Annotated in this window: 18 protein-coding genes and 4 tRNA genes; 14 read left to right on the top strand and 8 right to left on the bottom strand. The window is 60.4% G+C overall.

The window, feature by feature from the left end; genetic code table 11:
• Window positions 1-158: 158 nt before the first annotated feature.
• The 6 genes from panD to J3P92_RS04495 all read left to right on the top strand — a co-directional run bounded on the left by panD (window position 159) and on the right by J3P92_RS04495 (window position 9,203).
• Window positions 159-539: an aspartate 1-decarboxylase gene (panD, locus tag J3P92_RS04520; RefSeq protein WP_003228271.1), complete on the top strand. Its 381-nt coding sequence runs from the start codon at window positions 159-161 to the stop codon at window positions 537-539.
• A gap of 284 nt (window positions 540-823) precedes the next feature.
• The gene (gene pgi / locus J3P92_RS04515) at window positions 824-2,488 is read left to right on the top strand and encodes a glucose-6-phosphate isomerase (protein ID WP_420767612.1); all 1,665 of its coding nucleotides are present in this window, start codon (window positions 824-826) and stop codon (window positions 2,486-2,488) included.
• A gap of 191 nt (window positions 2,489-2,679) precedes the next feature.
• Window positions 2,680-4,617, top strand: coding sequence for an acetate--CoA ligase (gene acs / locus J3P92_RS04510; RefSeq protein ID WP_434609514.1), 1,938 nt, complete (start codon window positions 2,680-2,682; stop codon window positions 4,615-4,617).
• A 216-nt stretch (window positions 4,618-4,833) separates the two neighbouring features.
• The gene (locus tag J3P92_RS04505; RefSeq protein ID WP_434649997.1) at window positions 4,834-5,850 is read left to right on the top strand and encodes a class I SAM-dependent rRNA methyltransferase; all 1,017 of its coding nucleotides are present in this window, start codon (window positions 4,834-4,836) and stop codon (window positions 5,848-5,850) included.
• A gap of 118 nt (window positions 5,851-5,968) precedes the next feature.
• The gene (locus tag J3P92_RS04500) at window positions 5,969-8,902 is read left to right on the top strand and encodes a DUF748 domain-containing protein (RefSeq protein ID WP_434649996.1); all 2,934 of its coding nucleotides are present in this window, start codon (window positions 5,969-5,971) and stop codon (window positions 8,900-8,902) included.
• Window position 8,903: 1 nt separating this feature from the next.
• A complete protein-coding gene (locus J3P92_RS04495; RefSeq protein WP_420767616.1) occupies window positions 8,904-9,203 on the top strand; it encodes a DUF2845 domain-containing protein in 300 nt (99 codons plus the stop codon).
• Window positions 9,204-9,520: 317 nt separating this feature from the next.
• On the opposite strand, the gene J3P92_RS04490 is transcribed toward J3P92_RS04495, so the two are convergent.
• Both J3P92_RS04490 and J3P92_RS04485 read right to left on the bottom strand, forming a co-directional pair.
• Window positions 9,521-9,874 carry a BON domain-containing protein gene (locus J3P92_RS04490; RefSeq protein ID WP_420767617.1) on the bottom strand — a complete coding sequence of 118 codons (354 nt, stop codon included), beginning with the start codon at window positions 9,872-9,874 and terminating at the stop codon, window positions 9,521-9,523.
• A 306-nt stretch (window positions 9,875-10,180) separates the two neighbouring features.
• On the bottom strand, window positions 10,181-10,612 hold the full coding sequence (locus tag J3P92_RS04485; RefSeq protein WP_434649995.1) for a pilin: 432 nt from the start codon (window positions 10,610-10,612) through the stop codon (window positions 10,181-10,183).
• Between the two features lie 225 nt (window positions 10,613-10,837).
• Here J3P92_RS04485 and pilB point away from each other — a divergent pair, with 225 nt between their 5' ends.
• Genes pilB through yacG form a run of 5 tightly spaced genes read left to right on the top strand, consistent with a single transcriptional unit; the run spans window position 10,838 to window position 15,455 of the window.
• On the top strand, window positions 10,838-12,538 hold the full coding sequence (gene pilB, locus J3P92_RS04480; RefSeq protein WP_434649994.1) for a type IV-A pilus assembly ATPase PilB: 1,701 nt from the start codon (window positions 10,838-10,840) through the stop codon (window positions 12,536-12,538).
• A gap of 2 nt (window positions 12,539-12,540) precedes the next feature.
• Complete coding sequence (locus tag J3P92_RS04475) at window positions 12,541-13,758, top strand: type II secretion system F family protein (protein ID WP_420767620.1); 1,218 nt, start codon at window positions 12,541-12,543, stop codon at window positions 13,756-13,758.
• 1 nt (window position 13,759) lies between these two features.
• A complete protein-coding gene (locus J3P92_RS04470; protein ID WP_434649993.1) occupies window positions 13,760-14,629 on the top strand; it encodes a prepilin peptidase in 870 nt (289 codons plus the stop codon).
• Window positions 14,629-15,252: a dephospho-CoA kinase gene (coaE, locus tag J3P92_RS04465; protein ID WP_420767622.1), complete on the top strand. Its 624-nt coding sequence runs from the start codon at window positions 14,629-14,631 to the stop codon at window positions 15,250-15,252. Before J3P92_RS04470 ends, coaE begins: the two co-directional genes overlap by 1 nt.
• Window positions 15,249-15,455 (top strand): DNA gyrase inhibitor YacG, encoded by a 207-nt coding sequence (gene yacG, locus J3P92_RS04460; RefSeq protein ID WP_030140256.1) that lies wholly within the window; start codon window positions 15,249-15,251, stop codon window positions 15,453-15,455. Before coaE ends, yacG begins: the two co-directional genes overlap by 4 nt.
• A 9-nt stretch (window positions 15,456-15,464) precedes the next feature.
• On the opposite strand, the gene J3P92_RS04455 is transcribed toward yacG, so the two are convergent.
• Window positions 15,465-16,151, bottom strand: coding sequence for an energy-coupling factor ABC transporter permease (locus J3P92_RS04455; RefSeq protein ID WP_420767623.1), 687 nt, complete (start codon window positions 16,149-16,151; stop codon window positions 15,465-15,467).
• 144 nt (window positions 16,152-16,295) lie between these two features.
• On the opposite strand from J3P92_RS04455, the gene J3P92_RS04450 reads away from it, so the two are divergent.
• The 3 genes from J3P92_RS04450 (at window position 16,296) to J3P92_RS04440 (ending at window position 18,552) form a co-directional block, all read left to right on the top strand.
• The gene (locus J3P92_RS04450; protein ID WP_030140261.1) at window positions 16,296-16,922 is read left to right on the top strand and encodes a DUF1780 domain-containing protein; all 627 of its coding nucleotides are present in this window, start codon (window positions 16,296-16,298) and stop codon (window positions 16,920-16,922) included.
• An 88-nt stretch (window positions 16,923-17,010) separates the two neighbouring features.
• Window positions 17,011-17,184 (top strand): DUF3094 family protein, encoded by a 174-nt coding sequence (locus J3P92_RS04445; RefSeq protein WP_039593877.1) that lies wholly within the window; start codon window positions 17,011-17,013, stop codon window positions 17,182-17,184.
• A 69-nt stretch (window positions 17,185-17,253) separates the two neighbouring features.
• Window positions 17,254-18,552, top strand: coding sequence for an NAD(P)/FAD-dependent oxidoreductase (locus J3P92_RS04440; RefSeq protein WP_420767624.1), 1,299 nt, complete (start codon window positions 17,254-17,256; stop codon window positions 18,550-18,552).
• 60 nt (window positions 18,553-18,612) lie between these two features.
• On the opposite strand, the gene J3P92_RS04435 is transcribed toward J3P92_RS04440, so the two are convergent.
• From J3P92_RS04435 to J3P92_RS04415, 5 genes are all read right to left on the bottom strand, one after another.
• Window positions 18,613-20,238, bottom strand: coding sequence for a methyl-accepting chemotaxis protein (locus J3P92_RS04435; protein ID WP_434701217.1), 1,626 nt, complete (start codon window positions 20,236-20,238; stop codon window positions 18,613-18,615).
• 153 nt (window positions 20,239-20,391) lie between these two features.
• Window positions 20,392-20,468, bottom strand: a tRNA-Pro gene (locus J3P92_RS04430).
• Window positions 20,469-20,562: 94 nt separating this feature from the next.
• Window positions 20,563-20,638 (bottom strand) — tRNA-Lys (locus J3P92_RS04425).
• A gap of 5 nt (window positions 20,639-20,643) precedes the next feature.
• Window positions 20,644-20,720: transfer RNA gene (locus J3P92_RS04420), tRNA-Pro, on the bottom strand.
• Between the two features lie 7 nt (window positions 20,721-20,727).
• Window positions 20,728-20,803 (bottom strand) — tRNA-Asn (locus J3P92_RS04415).
• Window positions 20,804-21,063: the final 260 nt, after the last annotated feature.

Genomic DNA, 21,063 nt, shown 5'->3' with positions numbered 1-21,063 from the left:
TATCGACTTTGACTGGCACACCGCTATCTCGAGCAGGCTCGCTCCCACGGGGGGATGTGGTATTCAACAGACTGCATTTGCAAATTCCAGCCGTATTGCCGCTCCCAAAGCCTTCGGGCAAACTGCCCGCCGTTTGGACCCGACCAGAGGAAACACCCATGCACGCCATCATGCTCAAGGCCAAGTTGCACCGCGCCGAAGTCACTCACGCCGTGCTCGATTACGAAGGCTCCTGCGCCATTGACGGTGAATGGCTGGACCTGTCGGGCATCCGTGAATACGAACAGATCCAGATCTACAACGTCGATAACGGCGAGCGCTTCACCACCTACGCGATTCGTGGCGAAGAAGGCTCGCGGATGATTTCAGTCAACGGCGCCGCCGCGCACAAGGCCAAGGTGGGCGATCGCGTCATCATCTGCGCCTACGCCCACTACAGCGAAGCCGAGCTGCTCAACTTCAAGCCTCGCATGCTCTACATGGCACCGGGCAACGAACTGAGCCATACCAGCAACGCCATTCCGGTTCAGGTCGCCTGACCGAAACCCTCTGCATCACCATACTTGTGTGGGAGCGAGCTCGCTCCCACAGTGGTTCATCAGGATCCACCGCGTTCCGTCTGTCGGCCCCTTCCATCCCCCGCTGTATAAAAAAGTACCGGGAAACTGTCAGACAAAGTCAAGACAGATCGCAACGCGAGGTTTACTGTAGTCGCCCTGCGCCTGGTGATCGTGTCGGTGCAGTTATCCGGAAGGCCGCTTCGAGCCGCGCCGGAATTTTTCGTGTACAAAAGGTCGTTCAAGTAAAAAGGAAACCCGCAGCGATGGCGTATTACCGAACTCCTCAAGACGTGACCGCTCTGCCCGCCTGGCAAGCGCTGAATGACCACCGCAAAGCCATGCAGGATTTCAGCATGCGCGAAGCGTTCAATGCCGATCCGCAGCGTTTCAACCAATTCACCTTGTCGAGCTGCGGCCTGTTTCTCGACTATTCGAAGAACCTGATCAACGCCCAGACCCGCGACCTGCTGGTGGGCCTGGCGAACGAAGTCGACCTCCAGGGCGCGATCAAGGCGCTGTTCGAAGGAGAAATCGTCAACGCCTCGGAAAACCGCCCCGCCCTGCACACCGCCTTGCGTCGCCCGGTCGGCGACAAGTTGCTGGTCAATGGCGTCAACGTGATGCCAGACGTGCATAAAGTGCTGAACCAGATCACCGACCTGGTGGGCCGCATTCACGACGGCCTGTGGCGCGGTTACACCGAGAAGCCGATCACCGACGTGGTGAACATCGGTATCGGTGGCTCCTTCCTCGGCCCACAGCTGGTATCCGAAGCGTTGTTGTCCTATACGCATAAGGGCGTTCGCTGCCATTACCTGGCGAACATCGACGGCAGCGAGTTCCACGAGCTGACGATGAAACTGCGCGCCGAGACCACGTTGTTCATTGTCTCGTCGAAATCCTTCAACACCCTCGAAACCCTGAAAAACGCCCAAGCTGCACGTGCTTGGTACCTGGCCCAAGGCGGTTCGGAAGCGGAGCTGTATCGCCACTTCATCGCGGTGTCGAGCAACAACGCCGCGGCCGTGGCCTTCGGCATCCGCGAAGAAAACATCTTCCCGATGTGGGATTGGGTCGGCGGGCGTTACTCGCTGTGGTCAGCCATCGGCCTGCCGATCGCCCTGGCCATCGGCATGTCGAACTTCAAGGAATTGCTGTCCGGCGCCTATTCCATGGATCAGCATTTCCAGAGTGCGCCGTTCGAACAGAACATGCCGGTGCTGTTGGCATTGCTGGGCGTGTGGTACGGCAACTTCTGGGGTGCGCAGAGCCACGCGATCCTGCCGTACGACCACTACCTGCGCAACATCACCAAGCATTTGCAACAGCTGGACATGGAGTCCAACGGCAAGAGCGTCCGCCAGGACGGCACGCCGGTGTCCACCGACACTGGCCCGGTGATCTGGGGCGGCGTCGGCGCCAACGGCCAGCACGCTTACCATCAGTTGCTGCACCAGGGCACCCAATTCATCCCGGCCGACTTCATCGTGCCGATCGTCAGCTTCAACCCGGTTTCCGACCATCACCAGTGGCTGTACGCCAACTGCTTGTCCCAGAGCCAGGCGCTGATGCTCGGCAAGACCCGCGCCGAAGCCGAGGCCGAGCTACGTGAGAAAGGCGTCAGCGAAGCAGACGTACAGAAACTGGCCGCCCACAAGGTGATCCCGGGCAACCGTCCGAGCAACACCCTGGTGGTGGAACGCATCAGCCCGCGCCGTCTCGGTGCACTGGTCGCGCTGTATGAACACAAGGTCTTCGTACAAAGCGTGGTCTGGGGCATCAACGCCTTCGACCAGTGGGGCGTGGAGTTGGGCAAGGAACTGGGCAAAGGCGTCTACAACCGTCTGGTGGGCAGCGAGGAAAGCGCGGCCGAAGACGCCTCGACCCAAGGCCTGATCAATTATTTCCGCGGGCGTCATCGCGGCTGATCCCAGGTTTTGCATTGCCTTTGTGGGAGCGAGCCTGCTCGCGATAGCGGTTGATCAGTTAACACCTAAGTTGACTGACCCACCGCATTCGCGAGCAGGCTCGCTCCCACAGTTGTTTATGGGTGACTTGAACCCTACGGCCACTGGGCGCATCTTTATATCTTGTCGCAAAACAAGAATAAGGAACCGTCATGTTCGATATCAGCCAGTACCCCCAAGCCGATGCCGTCCGCCGGGCTGCGCAACTGAGTCAAGACGAGTACAAGCGGCTCTACAAGGAATCCATCGAACACCCCAGCGCCTTCTGGGCCGAGCAGGCCACGCGCTTTCTCGACTGGATGACGCCGTGGCAGACCGTCCAGCGCTACGACCTCAGGAGTGGCGAAGCCAGTTGGTTCACCGGCGCCAAGCTGAACGTCAGCGCCAACTGCATTGACCGTCACCTGGAAGCCCGAGGCGATCAGACAGCGATCATCTGGGAAGGCGACAACCCTGCCGAATCGGCACAAATTACCTACAGCAAACTTCATCACCATGTTTGCCGACTGGCCAATGTGTTGAAAAGCCGTGGGGTGAAGAAAGGCGACCGGGTATGTATCTACATGCCGATGATCCCGGAGGCGGCGTACGCCATGCTCGCCTGCACCCGCATCGGTGCGGTGCATTCGGTGGTGTTCGGTGGATTCTCGCCGGATTCACTGCGCGACCGGATCCTCGACGCCGACTGCCGCACCGTCATCACCGCCGACGAAGGCGTACGCGGTGGGCGCTTCATACCCCTCAAGCGTAATGTCGACAAGGCGCTGCAAAGCTGCCCGAACGTCAGCACCGTGCTGGTGGTCGAGCGCACCCAGGGCGAGGTGGATTGGGTCGAAGGCCGTGATCTCTGGTATCACCAGGCCACTCATGAAGTGAGCGACGATTGCCCGCCCGAGCCGATGGACGCTGAAGACCCTCTGTTCATCCTCTATACGTCCGGCAGCACCGGCAAGCCCAAGGGCGTGCTGCACACCACCGGCGGCTATCTGCTGCAAGCCGCGATGACTTTCAAGTACGTGCTGGACTACCGCGACAACGAAGTGTTCTGGTGCACCGCCGACGTCGGCTGGGTCACCGGCCACAGCTATATTGTCTACGGCCCGCTGGCCAACGGCGCCACCACGCTGATCTTCGAAGGCGTGCCGAGCTACCCGAGCAGTTCGCGGTTCTGGCAGGTAATCGACAAACACCAGGTCAATATCTTCTACACCGCGCCGACCGCCCTGCGCGCCCTGATGCGCGAAGGTGCCGCCCCCTTGCAGGACACGTCTCGCAAGAGCCTGCGTTTGCTCGGCAGCGTCGGTGAGCCAATCAACCCCGAGGCGTGGGAATGGTACTTCAACGTCGTCGGCGAGCAGCGCTGCCCGATTGTCGATACCTGGTGGCAGACCGAAACCGGCGGCATCATGCTCAGCCCCTTGGTGAGCGCGCCAAGGCTCAAGCCGGGCTGCGCCACTCGGCCGATGTTCGGCGTGCAGCCGGTGCTGCTGGATGAGACCGGCAAGGAGATCAGCGGGCCGGGCAGTGGCGTGCTGGCGATCAAATCCAGCTGGCCGGCACAGATTCGTAGCGTCTACGGTGACCATCAACGCATGGTCGATACGTACTTCAAACCCTACCCCGGCTATTACTTCACCGGCGACGGCGCCCGCCGCGACGAAGACGGCGACTACTGGATCACCGGACGTATCGACGACGTCATCAACGTCTCGGGCCACCGCATCGGCACCGCCGAAGTGGAAAGCGCGCTGGTGTTGCACGACAACATCGCCGAGGCGGCCGTCGTTGGTTATCCCCACGACCTCAAGGGCCAGGGCATCTATGCGTTTGTCACGCCAATGGACGGCGTCGAGGCCAACGACGCGTTGAAGCAAGAGCTCCTGGCCCATGTCAGCAAGGAAATCGGCAGTTTCGCCAAGCCGGAGCTGATCCAGTGGGCGCCGGCGCTGCCAAAGACCCGGTCAGGCAAGATCATGCGCAGGATCCTGCGCAAGATCGCCTGCAACGAGCTCGACAGCCTGGGTGACACCTCGACCCTGGCCGACCCAAGCGTGGTGGAGGGTTTGATCGACAAACGCCTGAACCGCTGAGGCAACATAAACCCCGTGACGAGGGAGCTTGCTCCCGCTCGGCTGCGCAGCAGACGCAGTCGCTATCACCCCTTTGAAAAAAGGGGGCGCTTCGCACCCCAGCGGGAGCAAGCTCCCTCGCCACAAAAAGCGCTGCCTGACGCAAATCTGCAGACAATACCCGAGTATCCATAACTGGTAAACTCCCGCGCCTCATTTCTCTAAGGCGCGCCCGGCATGTCTTCCTTGAATCTGGCGCTGCGCGCCGCCCTCGACCAGCGCCAGGCCCTGCTCGACCAACTGCACCAGCAAGGCACCGATTGCTATCGCCTGTTCCACGGCAGCCAGGAAGGCGCGCCGGGCCTCACCGTCGACCGCTATGGCCCGCAACTGCTGGTGCAGAGTTTCCATCAGTCGCTGGAACTGGAACCCTTGCTGCAGCTGCACGGCATCGTCAATGAACACCTGCACCTCGACACCCTGCTGGTCTATAACGACCGCTCCCGGGGCAATTCGCGTATCGACCGTCAGGACAGCGTCTACCAGGCCGATGAGGCCGCCCTGCAAGACCTCGTCGGGCATGAGTGGGGTTTGAACTACCGCGTCCGCGGCCGCCATGCCGGGCAGGATCCGTTGTTGTTTCTCGACTTGCGCAACGCCCGCGGCTGGGTCAAGGCGCACAGCCGGAACAAAAGCGTGCTGAACCTGTTTGCCTACACCTGTGGTGTAGGGCTCAGCGCGGCGGCCGGCGGGGCGCGGGAGGTCTGCAACCTGGATTTTGCCGAAGGCAATCTGGCGGTGGGCCGCGAGAATGGCCTGCTCAATCCCGAGCTGCCGACGATGGAATTCGTACAATCGGATTATTTTCCAGCAATCCGCCAGCTGGCCGGCCTGCCCGTCAGCCAACGGCGCGGACAGAAACTTCCAAGTTACGTGCGCCTGGAACAGCGCCAGTACGATCTGGTGCTCCTCGACCCACCCGCGTGGGCCAAGAGCGCATTCGGCACCGTCGATTTATTGCGCGACTACCAGAGCCTGCTCAAGCCGGCACTGCTCGCTACCGCCGACGATGGGGTGCTGATCTGCTGCAACAACCTGGCGAAAGTGCCCATGGAGGACTGGCGTGAACAAGTCCTGCGTTGTGCGCAAAAGGCTGGTCGCCCGGTCCGCGAGTGGAGCGTGCTGGCGCCCGGCGACGATTTCCCGTCGCGGGACCAGCAGCCACCGCTCAAAACGCTGATTCTTCAATTCTGAGCACGCCTCAGCGATCCCACCAAAAAAACGGACAAATCTCATAAAACACAGTGGCTTCGGAACCGTAAACGCATGCCATACTCCAAGGCACTCCGATTCATACCAGACGAAGCCACACATGCCCAAAGGATTGATTCGCGCTTTCGGCGCCCTGTTGACCGCACTGGCCCTCTACAGCCTGATGGGTTTCCTGATCTTGCCGGGCATCGCCCTGCGCATCGTCAATCAGCAACTGGCCGCCCACGCCACGGTGCCGGCCCAGATCCAGCGTATCGAACTCAATCCCTTCAGCCTTGAATTGACCTTGTGGGGCCTGATCGTCGGCGAGCCGGGCAAGGAGCAGGTCGGCTTCGAACGCCTCTACGCCAACCTGCAAGTCGACAGCCTGTGGACGGGCGCCCTGCACCTGGCGGACATCGAACTGGACAAGCCCAAGACCGAAGTGTTGTTCGCCAAGGACGGCCAATTGAACCTGCTGGGCCTGTTCAAACTGCCACCCAGCGAGCCGACCCCGGCCGATCCGGATGCCAAGCCGTTTCCCCTGCGGGTGGATCGGGTCAGGCTTGCCGGCGGCTACGTGCATTTCCAGGACTTGCGCCCCAGCGAGCCCATCGAGTTCCTGTACGACGCCCTCGATTTCGAGCTGAAAAACCTCAGCACCCTGCCCGACGACAGTGCAGACATGACATTGGTGGCCGCGGGCCCCGAGGGTGGGCAGATCGACTGGACGGGCAATTTCAGCCTCGCGCCAATTGCCTCCGAGGGCACACTGAAAATTACCGATGGACAGATGAAAGCCTGGTGGCCCTACGTGCGTGACGCGGTGCCCCTGGTGTTGGAAAACGGCGTGCTGAACCTCAGCACCGACTACAAGCTCAACCTCGCCCAGGGCACGCAATTGCTGCTCAGCAACGCAGCGGTCAGCGTCGCGCCGTTCGCCATGAAGGCGCCTGACGGCCGTCCATTGGCACGGCTGGAGCGCCTGGACGTAAGCGAAACCTCCGTGGACCTGGCCAAGCAGCAGGTCATCGTCGGCAAGATCCGCAGTCAAAAGCTGGAAACCTGGGCCGCTCGGGAAGCGGACGGACAATTGGACTGGCAGAAGCTATTCGCCAGCCAGCCAGCCAAACCGCAGGTCAAGGCCGAACCCGCCTCGGCCCCGGCAGCCGCCGACTCGCCCAAGCCTGAGCCGACAGCACCCAGCAAACCGTGGCAAGTGCTGCTCAAAGACGTGCAGTTGCGCGATTACCAGGTGCACCTGGCCGACCGTCAGGCACAGCCGCCCGTAGCCTTGGAGGTTGGCCCACTGAACCTCGACCTGCAAAACTACGACACCCTCAACGGCTCGCCCTTCAACCTGAAGCTGGATACCGGGCTGGGCAAGCAGGGCAAGGTACTCGCCGATGGCGTTGTCAACCTCAACCCGGTCACCGCGAAGCTCAACGTCAAGACCCAGGACATCGACCTGCGAGTCGCCCAGGCCTACATCAACCCGTTCATTCGCCTGGAGCTACGCTCCGGGATGCTCGGCAGCGACCTGGTGGTGGATCTCAAGAGCACCGAGCCGTTGGCATTGGCCGTCACCGGCCGCGCCCAGGTCGACCAGTTGCACACCCTCGATACGCTCAAGACCCGCGACTTCCTCAAATGGCAACGCCTTGAACTCCAGGGCCTCAACTACCAACATGGCGACAGCCTGTCGATCGCCAAGGTCAATCTGCTCCAACCCTACGCGCGGTTCATGATCAATGACGATCGCACCACCAACGTCGACGACCTGTTGATCCCGCAACCCGCCGACGGCACGGCCAAGGACAGCGGGGCCAAACCGGCATCGAAGGAAAAGCCGCTGGGCATTCACGTCGGAGCCATTGCGATCAATGACGGTTCGGCCAATTTTGCCGACTTCAGCCTGACGCCGAACTTCGCCACGGCCATCCAGCAGCTCAACGGAGAGATCGGCACCATCGACAGCCGCCAGGCCAAGCCCGCCACCGTGGACGTAAAAGGCAAGGTCGACCGCTACGCACCGGTGACCATAAAGGGCGCGGTCAACCCCTTCGACCCGATGGCCAGTCTCGATATCGCCACCAGTTTCAAGCGGGTCGAATTGACGACCCTGACGCCCTACTCCGGCAAGTTCGCCGGCTATCGCATCCGCAAGGGCCGGCTCAACCTCGACCTGCATTACCGGATCACCAAGGGCCAGCTCCAGGCCGACAACAAAGTCGTGGTCGAGCAATTGCAATTGGGCGAAAAGGTCGACAGCCCGGACGCCGTGAGCCTGCCGCTGAAGCTGGCCGTCGCCCTGCTCAAGGACTCCGAGGGGAGGATCTCCATTGAACTGCCGGTCTCCGGCAACCTCAACGACCCGCAGTTCAGCGTGATGCCAATCGTCTGGCAAACCCTGCGCAACCTGGTGGTCCGCGCTGCCCAGGCACCGTTCAAGCTCATCGGCGGGCTGGTGGCCGGCGGCGGTTCGGAAGACTTGGGCAGCGTGGCGTTCGCCCCCGGGTCAAGCGACCTGAGCCAGGACAACGAAAGCGTGTTGTTGAAGTTGTCCGAGGCCTTGGGCAAACGTCCGGAACTGCGCCTGGAGATCGAGGGTACCGCCGCCCAGAGCAGCGACGGCCCACTGCTCGCCGCCCAGCGCCTGGAACGCGAATATCAGTACAACTACTACAAGATACTGCAGCGCCGGGGCGATAAAGTCCCGGCCAAGGCTTCCCTGTTGCAAGTACCGGAAGACGAAAAAGCCCCGCTGCTGGAAGGTATCTACCGCACCCGCCTGAAGACCCAGCCACCGGCTGAATGGACGCAACTGGACAAACAGGCCCGCATCGACAAGCTCCGTGAAGGCGTCATCAAGTTCTGGAGCGGCAGTGATGTACTGTTGCGCGAACTGGGCCAGGAGCGGGCCAGCAGCATCAAGGATTTCCTCGTGGACAAGGGCAAGCTGGCCGATGACCGCGTGTACTTCATTGACGCCAGCCTGGGCCAGGCCGAAAAGGACGGCACCGTCATTACGCCAATGCATCTGGATGCGGAGTGAAATGAAGTATTGGTACGGATTCAGCCTGAGTCTGCTGCTATTGGCAGCCGGCCAGGCCACAGCCGCCAATACGTTGCGCTGTGGCAGCCATTTGATCAGCATCGGTGATCGTACGAGCGAGGTGCTGCAAAAATGTGGACAGCCTGCAGCGCGTGATGATCTTGGCTACAAACGCAGCGTCAACCGCCGGGAGGAGTATCCGGTGGAGGAATGGACTTACGGACCCCGTAGCGGGATGTACCAGTACTTGCGCTTCGAGAGGAATCGGCTGGTGGAGATTACCAGCAAGCGTGGGCGGTGATTGGTTGGGCTATTCCAGGGTATCTGCAGCGACAGTGCCTACGCCTTCGCGAGCAGGCTCGCTCCCGCATTTGATTGCATTTCTACCTGAAGAAACTCGGTCCGCCGTGGGAGCGAGCTTGCTCGCGATGGGGGCAACTCGGTCTCCCTGACTGGCTCACATTTCCTCTCCCAGAATAGAACAGGCCCCCGGCACGAATGCCGGGGGCCTGTAATGGCCACGTCCATGTGGCCTTTCGCATGAACTCCAAAGCATCGGCAAGCGTAAAACACAGCCCGCTTGCCACGCCTTCTCCCGTCCAGGCGAGAAGCCTTGCCTTACTCGGATTTCAGGCCATCGGCCGACACATCACGTACGCCTTTGATTTTTTTGGCGATCGCGACGGCGGTGTCTTTCTGGGCATCGCTCAACACAGCGGTCGAAGACAGGGACACGACGCCCTTGTTGGTTTCAACCTTGATGTCGGAGCCTGGAATGCCTTTCTCGGTCACCAGGTCGGCCTTGACCTTGGTGGTGATCCAGGTATCGGAAACGTCTTCCTTAGCCTCTGTCACTTCGCCCGCAGCCAGCATCATCGGGGCCTGAGTTGCTTGGGTGGTCTCGGCGAAAGCGCTAGCCATGGTCAGGGTCAGTGCAGTGGCAGCAGCGGCAGTGATAGCGAACTTCTTCATACGAGTAACTCCTGTTTTTCTCAGAAACTGCCGAAATTGCATCGCGGCAGGTTGTCAGGAGTAGTGCGAAGGCTGTGCCAGTTTTGAAACAACAAGAAAGTCGTTATTAATCAATCAGTTAAGCGAAGCGGCTATTTTCATAATCATGCAAATTGCATGACCGAGGGATTTGGTACATGCAACATGCGGGTTTTGCCGGATTGCTAAGCTCATGAATTACCGAGGTTATTTCGATATTGGAGATTTACCCCCGCTAAATGACAAAGCCCCGCTGATGCGGGGCTTTGGTTAGTCTCGCAACAACTGTCAACCCGGTACCGCGCCAGCCGCTGCTGTGCAACCGCCCGCAGGCAAGAACTCTTCCGCAACGTTAGAAGTACATGTCCAGGCACCTGTCCCGGCACGGCTGAGAATGATCGTCTTGCCTATGATGGAGGCAGGTGCCTCTTTGATAGTGCAAGTGATGCTGGCCGTCCCAGCGGCCGCGTCACCCCCAATGGTCATCGTGCAGTTATTGCTCGACGCCGGTACGCCCGTGTTGGCAGCGGTTGGCGTTGTACCTTTATTCAGAAGGTCTTCAACCGGCACCTTCAATGAAGAAGCTTCCGCCAGCCCGACCGTCACCTTCGCCCGCGCCTGGTACTTCGAGTACTGCGGCAACGCAAACGTCGCCAGGATCCCAATGATCGCCACCACGATCAGCAGCTCGATCAGTGTAAAACCCTTTTGCTTATTCATAGACATCTCCCGTGCATGAGTCGAAATCTCATGACCTGAAACGGTCATTGCAGGGCACATGCCAACCCTGGAAGCCCCGCCAGCCCAGGCTTTCCCTGCCGCATGAGATCAACGTCCTACCCCAACAGCCGCACTATCTGACGCTTTTTGTCACCTCTGCCCGCTGGTCAGCCACCGATGCTTGACTAGGCTATAAATCATGAACAGTTCGCGTCCGGTATCCCCATGAATGACATCGCCCTCAGCGGCCTGGCCAAGCAATTGGTGTTGGCTGAACTGATCACCGAACAAAGCGCGCAGCAGGCTTTTCAACAGGCCCAGCGCAACCGAGTGCCCCTGGTCAGCTACCTGGTGCAAAACAAACTGATCCAGAGCCGCCAGGTGGCGGAAATCGCCTCCGAGCATTTTGGTATCGCCCTGCTGGACCTCAACAGCCTAGACAAAGACAACCAGCCCGCCGGCCTGGTCAGCGAGAAACTGGTGCGCCAGCATCACGTGCTGCCGCTGTGGCGGCGCGGCAACAAGCTCTATGTGGGCATTTCCGACCCCACCAATCACCAAGCCATCAACGACATCCAGTTCAGCACCGGCCTGACCACCGAAGCCATCCTGGTGGAAGACGACAAGCTCAGCGATGCCATCGAAAAATTCTTCGAATCCAGCAGCACCGGCCTGGAGGGCATGGCCGACGTCGATCTCGACGGCCTGGACATCGAGTCGATCGACGACCGCAAGCAGGACACTATCGCGGGGCAGGACGGCGACGATGCGCCGGTCGTGCGTTTCGTCAACAAGATGCTGCTGGACGCGATCAAGGGCGGCTCTTCCGACCTGCACTTCGAGCCTTATGAGAAAACCTACCGGGTGCGGGTGCGTACCGACGGCATGCTGCGGGAGGTCGCCAAGCCTCCCATCCAGCTAGCCAACCGCATTGCCGCGCGCTTGAAAGTCATGGCGAGCCTGGACATTTCCGAGCGACGCAAACCCCAGGACGGTCGACTGAAGATGCGCCTGTCGAAGACCAAGTCCATCGACTTCCGGGTCAATACCCTGCCCACGCTGTGGGGGGAAAAAGTGGTGATCCGGATCCTCGATCCCTCCAGCGCGCAAATGGGCATCGATGCCCTGGGCTATGAGCCGGAACAGAAAGACCTGTACATGACAGCCTTGAAGCAACCACAAGGGTTGATCCTGGTGACCGGGCCGACCGGCTCGGGCAAGACCGTGTCGCTCTACACCGGCCTGAACATCCTCAACACCGTGGATATCAATATCTCCACGGCGGAGGACCCGGTGGAAATCAATATGGAAGGCATCAACCAGGTCAACGTGAACCCGCGCCAGGGCTTGGATTTCGCCCATGCCCTGCGCTCGTTCCTGCGTCAGGACCCGGACGTGATCATGGTCGGCGAGATCCGTGACCTGGAAACCGCCGAAATCGCCATCAAGGCCGCCCAGACCGGGCATCTGGTGCTGTCCACCCTACACACCAACAGCGCCGCCGAAACACTGATCCGCCTGCAGAACATGGGCATCCCCGGCTTCAACATTGCCACGGCGGTCCACCTGATCATCGCCCAGCGCCTGGCGCGCAAGCTGTGCGCACAGTGCAAGAGAGCCATCGAGATTCCCGAGGAAACCCTGCTTAAAGAGGGTTTCCCCCGGGAACGCATCGGCTCATTCACGATCTATGAGCCGGTCGGTTGCGAACAGTGCAACAGCGGTTACAAAGGTCGCGTGGGGGTATACGAAGTGGTGAAGAACACGCCAGAGCTGCAACGATTGATCATGGCCGAGGGCAACTCCCTGGAAATCGACCTGCAGATGCGCAAGGACGGCTTTAACGACTTGCGCACCTCGGGGCTGTTCAAAGTGATGCAAGGCATCACCAGCCTCGAAGAAATCAACCGGGTCACCAAGGATTGAACATGGCGGTCAAGGCAGTAAAAACCGACGTCTACACGTGGGAAGGCAAAGACCGCAAAGGCACGAAAATGTCCGGCGAACTGACCGGCCAAAGCCCGGCACTGGTCAAGGCACAGTTGCGCAAGCAGGGCATCAACCCGGGCAAGGTTCGCAAAAAGTCCACCTCAATATTCAGCAAGGGCAAGCGCATAAAGCCGTTGGACATCGCCCTGTTCACCCGCCAGATGGCGACGATGCTCAAGGCCGGGGTGCCGCTGTTGCAGGCGTTCGACATCATTGGCGAGGGCTTCGACAACCCGAATATGCGCAAGTTGGTGGACGAGGTGAAGCAGGAGGTCGCCGCCGGTAACAGCTTCGCCGCCTCGCTGCGCAAATGCCCCCAGTATTTCGACGAGTTGTACTGCAACCTGGTAGATGCCGGTGAGCAGGCCGGTGCCCTGGACACGCTGCTGGACCGCGTCGCGACCTACAAGGAAAAAAGCGAGGCCCTCAAGGCCAAGATCAAGAAAGCCATGACCTATCCTGCCGCGGTGATCGCCGTTGCCGCCGTGGTCACAAGCATCCTGCTGATCAAGGTCGTGCCGCAGTTCGAGTCGGTATTCGCAGGCTTTGGCGCAAAGCTGCCGGCCTTCACGCTGATGGTCATCGGCTTGTCGGAGTTCTTGCAAGAGTGGTGGTGGATGTTGCTGGGCGGGCTGGTGGGTGGGTTCTTCGGCGTGAAATATGCGCTCAAGCGTTCCCAGGCATTTCGTGACTGGCGAGACAAATGGCTGCTCAAGCTGCCCTTGATCGGCACCTTGATGTACAAGTCCGCCGTGGCTCGCTACGCCCGTACGCTGTCGACGACCTTTGCGGCCGGCGTACCATTGGTCGAAGCCCTCGATTCCGTGTCGGGCGCTACCGGCAACGTAGTGTTCAAGCGCGCGGTACAACGCATCCGGCAGGATGTCTCGACCGGCATGCAGTTGAATTTTTCAATGCGCGCTTCCGGCGTTTTCCCGAACCTGGCGATTCAGATGACCGCCATCGGCGAAGAATCAGGCGCGCTGGATGACATGCTCGACAAGGTGGCGAGTTTTTATGAAGCCGAGGTGGATAATCTGGTGGACAACCTCACCAGCCTGATGGAACCCTTCATCATGGTAATCCTGGGGGTGGTGGTCGGTGGCCTTGTGGTTGCCATGTACATGCCCATCTTCCAACTCGGCTCTGCGATCTGACATGCCCCTGAGCGAATTCTTCGTGCTTTACCCCTTGGCTTTCGTGCTGACCGCATTGCTGCTCGGGCTGATCGTCGGCAGCTTTCTCAATGTGCTGGCGTGGCGCCTGCCCAAGATGCTCGACCGTGAATGGCGCCTGCAAGCCCAGGACCTGCTGGGCCTGCCGACGCAGGCCCCTGGCCCGGTCTACAACCTGATGCTGCCTCATTCCCAATGCCCTCATTGCGGCCACCGTATCCGGGCGTGGGAAAATATTCCGCTGCTGAGCTACCTCATGTTGCGCGGCCGTTGTTCGAGTTGCGCCGCGCCCATCGGCAAGCGCTACCCACTGACCGAACTGGCCTGCGGCGCGCTGTCGGCTTTCGTTGCCTGGCATTTCGGCTTCGGCTGGCACGCCGCGATGGCGATGGTGCTGAGCTGGGGCCTGCTGTCCATGAGCCTGATCGACGCCGAGCATCAGCTGCTGCCCGATACCCTCGTACTGCCGTTGTTGTGGCTGGGGCTGATCGTCAACAGCTTCGAGCTGTTCGTCTCGCTGAACCAGGCATTGTGGGGCGCGGTGGCGGGTTATCTGGCGCTGTGGTCGGTGTTCTGGGTCTTCAAACTGATCACCGGCAAGGAAGGCATGGGCTACGGCGATTTCAAGTTGCTGGCGATGCTGGGCGCCTGGGGGGGCTGGCAAATCTTGCCGCTGACGCTGTTGCTGTCTTCGCTGGTGGGCGCCGTCGTTGGCATTATTGTGCTGCGCATGCGGGACGCGCCGGCCTCGACACAAATCCCCTTCGGCCCCTATCTGGCCATCGCCGGCTGGATTGCGCTGCTCTGGGGTGGTCAAATAACCGACTTCTATTGGCAGTCAGTCGGTTTCTAATGAACAGCCCTGCGAAAAAACCCTGGATTCTCGGCCTGACCGGCGGCATCGGCAGCGGCAAGAGCGCCGCCGCCCAGCATTTCATCGACCTGGGCGTGCACGCGATCGATGCCGATCATGCGGCACGCTGGGTGGTCGAACCTGGACGCCCGGCACTGGCAAGCATTGCCGAGCACTTCGGCCCTGGCGTGTTGCAGGCAGACGGCGCGCTGGATCGCTCGGCGCTGCGCACGCTGATCTTCGAGAATGCCGATGAGCGTCGTTGGCTGGAAAAGCTGCTGCACCCGCTGATTGCCGAGGAAATTGCCCATCATCTGGGGCAGGCCCAATCGCCCTACGCGATCCTGGTGTCACCGCTGTTGATCGAGTCGGGACAATACGCAATGACCCAGCGGATCCTGGTGATCGACGCGCCTGAACAACTGCAGATCGAACGCACCTTGCAGCGCGACCAGACCAGCGAACAGCAGGTCCAGGCGATCCTCAAGGCCCAATCCAGCCGTCAGGACCGCCTGAACCATGCCGACGATGTGGTGGTCAACGACCGCGATCTCACCTGGCTGCACAGCGAGGTCGAGCGCCTGCATCACTTTTACCTTACCTTGCGTGGAGGCCAACCATGAGCCAACCCCCCATCGTCGATTGCCCAACCTGTGGCGCCCCGGTCGAGTGGACCCCTGAAAGTAAATTCCGGCCATTCTGCTCAGATCGCTGCAAGCTGATCGACCTGGGCGCCTGGGCGTCGGAAGAACACAAGATCCCCGTGGCCCCGGATGCCGAGGATGAGTTGTTCAGCGAAGACTTCAACCCTCGTTCCCACCATTAAACGGCGCAATCAAGGCTTGTCGTCGTCGTTCCAGGGTGCCGACAGGTAGCGCGTGCGGTTGAAAGTCTCCAGCCATTCGGGGCTGAACACCACCAACGCGCTGACCACCATGCCGTTGATGAAAGCCTCGGGAAAAATGATCAGCCAGAGGTAGCCGATGAAATCCCCCAGCCAGTAAGGCATGGCAAATATGCCGTCATGCCAGAGCAGGCCCAGCCCCAGCAGCAGGCAGACCAGCGCCGAAAGCGCGGCAGCCAGGAACCCCGAGCAGAAGATATACACAAACAGGTTGCGCGGCTGGGCACGCTCCACCAGGATCGCGCAACACTCGGTGATCAGCACTGGCAGGAGAACCAACAGCGCGCCGTTGATGCCGACCGCCATCATGTCCTGACGGCCCAGCAGCACCAGCGCGAGCTGCGCGCACAAGCCACCAAGGATCGCCAGCGGCCAGTCCAACAGCAGAGTCACGGCGGTCAGGCCGATGAAGTGATACGAAACGCCCGTGTCGAAGTCTCGTCGCACCAGCCACAACATGAACAGCGCGAACACCGTGCCGAACAACAGATGCTGGCGACGACCGTCGGTAAACAGCTCGACCCACGGAGCACGCGCCACCGCCCAGGCCAGCGCCGGCACATAGATCAGCCAGCCGGCCACCAAGGTCTGCGACGAGAGCAATTCGGCTCCGATCATCGATCTACTCCTTTGGCATGCCCGTGCAACACAGACCCCGTGGTCGCCCCGAGATTCAAGCTGGCAGTCTACACCTCCCCACGGGACGCCATTAATCAACGCAACGCTTTGGGCTTGTAGCAATTGAACGCTAAGCTTGGGTTCATGGATGATTCCGATTATTTACGCCTGCTGACCATCGCGGCCGAGCAGGCCAACGCCTTTCTCTCCAACGCCCGCAAATGGGAGCGTGAGCGGTGGGTCTGCCAGCGCCTGTTGCAAGGGCTCAACGTGCCTTATCGCGCCGACGAATTCGCTCCGGCCGGAGAGCCGCCGGATGTGCTGTTTCGCGACGCCAATTTCGAAGTATTTTTTGTGCTCGACGAGGGCCGTCGTCTCAATGACGAATGGCGCGATGAACTGCAGCGTCGTCGTAGTGCCTTCTCACTGAGCCAACTGGTGCGGCGCGAGGCCAAGCCCCGACGAATTCCCGCCAATGAGTTTCTGATGAGATTGGCACCGACCCTACGCAAGAAAGCCCATAACTACACCGAGCGTGGCATGGACCTGGGCGAACTGGACATCATCGCGTTCGCCAGCCTCAAGCGCGAAGTCCTGGACCTCAACAGCCACTTCCCACCGCCGACCGAATACCTGCGCCAGGGCTGGCGCTCGCTGTCGCTGGTGGGGCCGACGTTCGCCCGGGTGCTGTTCGCCCACCCCGATGCGCCGGACTTCCTGCGAGGCAACCTGGGCCGCAGCATTGTCTTCGACGTGGGGATCAGCCTGTGATTCGCTTGTCGTCTCAGGGCTGTATACGCCGGATAGCCAGACACTGTAACGTCTTCACATTCCGCAACGTCTACCTGACGAGGCCTTTATGACCAGCCGCCTGAACCCAGATGACCAGAAGCATGTCGAAGAGTACCTGCAACTGTCCCAGCACCGAGTCGAGCGCCGGCCTTTCCGGCCGTGGATGCTCCTGGTGGTGGTACTGGCCATCACGATTGGCCTGGGCCTGTTGAGCCGATTGATCAGTTACCTGACGCTATGAGCCGCTATTTGTCATTGACGCTCGCGCAGGTAACGGCACCGAATTCCTTTAGCCTTGCGAGATATCCCCATGACTCATCGTATTGTCATCGTTGGCGGCGGCGCCGGCGGTCTGGAGTTGGCTACCCGTCTGGGTAAGACCCTGGGCAAGCGTGGCACGGCCAGTGTGATGCTGGTCGACGCGAACCTGACCCACATCTGGAAACCGTTGCTCCACGAAGTAGCGGCCGGCTCCCTCAACTCCTCCGAAGACGAACTCAACTATGTGGCCCAGGCGAAATGGAACCACTTCGAGTTCCAGCTCGGGCGCATGAGCGGCCTGGATCGCGAGAACAAGAGAATCCAACTGGCCGCCACCTATGACGAGGCGGGCGTCGAGCTGTTGCCAGCCCGGGAGCTGGGCTACGACACGCTGGTGATCGCGGTGGGCAGCACCACCAACGATTTCGGCACCGAGGGCGCGGCGCAGCATTGCCTGTTCCTCGATACCCGCAAGCAGGCCGAGCGCTTCCACCAGCAGTTGCTTCACCACTACCTGCGCGCTCACGCCGGGCAGACCGATACCATCGAGCGCATCAGCGTTGCGATCGTCGGCGCCGGTGCGACCGGCGTTGAACTGGCGGCCGAGCTGCACAACGCCGCCCACGAACTGCATGCCTACGGCCTGGACCGGATCAAACCGGAGAACATGCACATCACCCTGATCGAGGCGGGCCCACGGGTCTTGCCGGCACTGCCAGAGCGGATCGGCGGGCCAGTGCACAAAACCCTGGAAAAACTTGGGGTGAATGTCATGACCAACGCCTCCGTCAGCCAGGTGACTGCCGACAGCTTGATTACGGCGGACGGCAAAGTGATCGACGCGAGCCTGAAAGTCTGGGCCGCCGGGATCCGCGCGCCAGAATTCCTCAAGGACATCGACGGACTGGAGACCAACCGGATCAACCAGCTGCAGGTGCTGCCGACACTCCAGACCACTCGCGACGACAACATCTTTGCCTTCGGCGACTGCGCCGCCTGCCCGCAACCGGACAGCGACCGCAACGTCCCACCCCGCGCCCAGGCAGCGCATCAGCAAGCCTCGCTGCTGGCTAAATCGCTGAAGTTGCGGATCGAGGGCAAGGCCTTGCCTGAATACAAATACACTGACTACGGCTCGCTGATCTCGCTGTCGCGCTTTTCGGCGGTGGGTAACCTGATGGGCAACCTGACCGGCAGCGTGATGCTTGAAGGCTGGCTGGCGCGGATGTTCTATGTGTCGTTGTACCGCATGCACCAGATGGCGCTGTACGGGATGTTCCGTACCGCGATGCTGATGCTGGGTAGCAAGATCGGGCGTGGGACCGAGCCACGGTTGAAACTGCACTGACATGACGATCGTTCCCACGCTTCGCGTGGGAACACCGCCCGTCCAGCACTTAGTCGTCAATCAAACCTGAAACCGCTGCACCATCGTGCGCAGCGAGTTTGCAAGCTGCGACAATTCATGGCTGGAGGCACTGGTCTGATCCGCGCCGGAAGCCGAGCGCACGGACAAATCGCGAATATTCACCAGGTTGCGATCAACCTCGCGAGCCACTTGCGCCTGTTCTTCGGCGGCACTGGCGATGACCAGGTTGCGCTCATGGATCTCGCTGACCGATGCCGTAATGGTTTGCAGCGCTTCCCCTGCCCGCTCCGCCATCGCGAGGGTGCTCGCCGCACGGCTGGAACTGGCTTGCATGGAATCCAGCGCCTGGGTGGCACCGCTGCGCATGCCCTGGACCATCTGCTCGATCTCCTGGGTCGATTGCTGCGTGCGATACGCCAGCGCCCGCACCTCGTCGGCAACCACCGCAAACCCCCGCCCGCTCTCTCCCGCCCGGGCCGCTTCAATGGCCGCGTTAAGGGCCAGCAAGTTGGTCTGCTCGGCAATGGCCCGAATCACATCCAGCACTTTGCCGATATCCTGGGATTGGCTGGCCAGTGACTGCACCAGGCCGCCGGTAACCTGAACATCGTTGGCGAGCGCGCTGATGGCGTCGACGGTGTCGCTGACCCGCTCCTGCCCCAACGTCGCCGATTCGCTGGATTGGCGGGTGGCGTCGGAGGTTGAAACGGCGTTGCGCGCGACTTCCTCCACGGCGGTGGTCATCTCGGTGACGGCAGTGGCAGCCTGTTCAATTTCGTTGTTCTGCTGCTGCAGGCTGTGGGTGCTGTCGAGCGTGACGGCGTTCAGCTCATCGGCTGCCGTGGCCAGTTGCGCGGCCGAGCCGCTGATGCCCTGCAACGTCTCACGCAGATTCTGCTGCATGGCCGCCAGCGCCATGAGCAAACGGCTGACTTCATCGTTGCCGTGGGTCTCGATCGGCCGGGTCAGGTCACCCCGGGCTACGCTCTGCGCAGCATTCAGCGCCTCGCCCAGGGGCTTGACGATGCTGCGGGTGAGCAACATGGCCAGGGCCACCGTAGCCAGGGCGGCAAGCACAATGAACAGGCTGACGATCATGCGGGAATTGACGTAGTGCTCCTGGGACTTCTGGCTCTCGATCGACACCTGCTTGGAGAATAATTCCGCCAGATCATTGAGCTGTTTGCCCGAACCGTCCACCACGGTTTTCATGTCCACCAGCAACAACTTGATCAGCTCATCCCGACGCCCCTGCTCCGCCAAGGTAAACGACTGGGCGATACCCGAGCGATAGGCGGCGAAAGTCTGTTTGAACTGGTCGTAAAGCGCCTTGCCTTCCGGCGTGACGACCAATTTGTCGTAACTGGCGATTTTTTCGCTCAGTTCTTTATCCCGGGTATCCATCTGGCCGCGATACACCGCAATGTTTTTCGGGTCCTGGTCCAAGGCCATGCGCAGGGAAATGGTGCGAATGCGCAGCATCAATTCACGGATCTCGTCTCCGCCACGGATGCTGGGCAACCACTGGGTTTCCACCGCGACCTCACTGTCGCGAATGCTCGACATCTGTCCCAGCGCAAAGACCCCGAGCAGCGCCACCAGGACGGCGATCAAGGCAAAACCCAGCGCGGCGCGGCGGGCAATATTCAGTTGGCGAAGGAACATATCGGGCGCCTTTTCTTGTTGTTGGCCTGAAGGTGGGCGATCGATGCTTGCCCTGTTGGCGGGTTATCGGCAGGTTGTACGACGACTTGAAGTCATCGGCTTTTCCGCAGGCAAAAAAAATCCCCGTATCTTTCGATACGGGGATTCTTAATATGGTCGGGGTAAGGGGATTCGAACTCCTGACATCCTGCTCCCAAAGCAGGCGCGCTACCGGACTGCGCTATACCCCGGTAAAAAAAAGGCGACCTTCGCAAGTCGCCTTCCTCGATCAGCGCTTTTGGCCTCTGATCTTAAGATTCGATTCCAGCGAACTGGTTTCAAAAATGGTGGGTCGTGTGGGATTCGAACCTACGACCAATTGGTTAAAAGCCAACTGCTCTACCAACTGAGCTAACGACCCAAATATGGTCGGGGTAAGGGGATTCGAACTCCTGACATCCTGCTCCCAAAGCAGGCGCGCTACCGGACTGCGCTATACCCCGATTGAAATGGCTCCGTGACCAGGACTCGAACCTGGGACCCAATGATTAACAGTCATTTGCTCTACCGACTGAGCTATCACGGAACTGATATTTCAAGTTACTGCTATTTGAAGCTACAACATTGAAGCCAGCTTCAACCTCTTCTACCCGTCAGCATCGCTGCGTTCGTGTGTCTGAGGCGCGCTATTCTACAATCTTCGTAACCTCTGTCAACCCCTTAAATTGCTTTCAAGACAATGATTTGCAACTTATTTTAGGTTCCTTCCCAAAGAGAAGTCGCCCTTGGGGTGACGTACTGCGGGGCGCACTTTACAAGTCTTTTCCTTTGAGTTCAACGGCCTGA

The sequence above is a fragment of the Pseudomonas sp. D3-27 genome (genome assembly GCF_051132165.1).
In the GTDB taxonomy this organism is placed as follows: domain Bacteria; phylum Pseudomonadota; class Gammaproteobacteria; order Pseudomonadales; family Pseudomonadaceae; genus Aquipseudomonas.
This window is presented reverse-complemented; position numbering and strand designations above follow the sequence as displayed.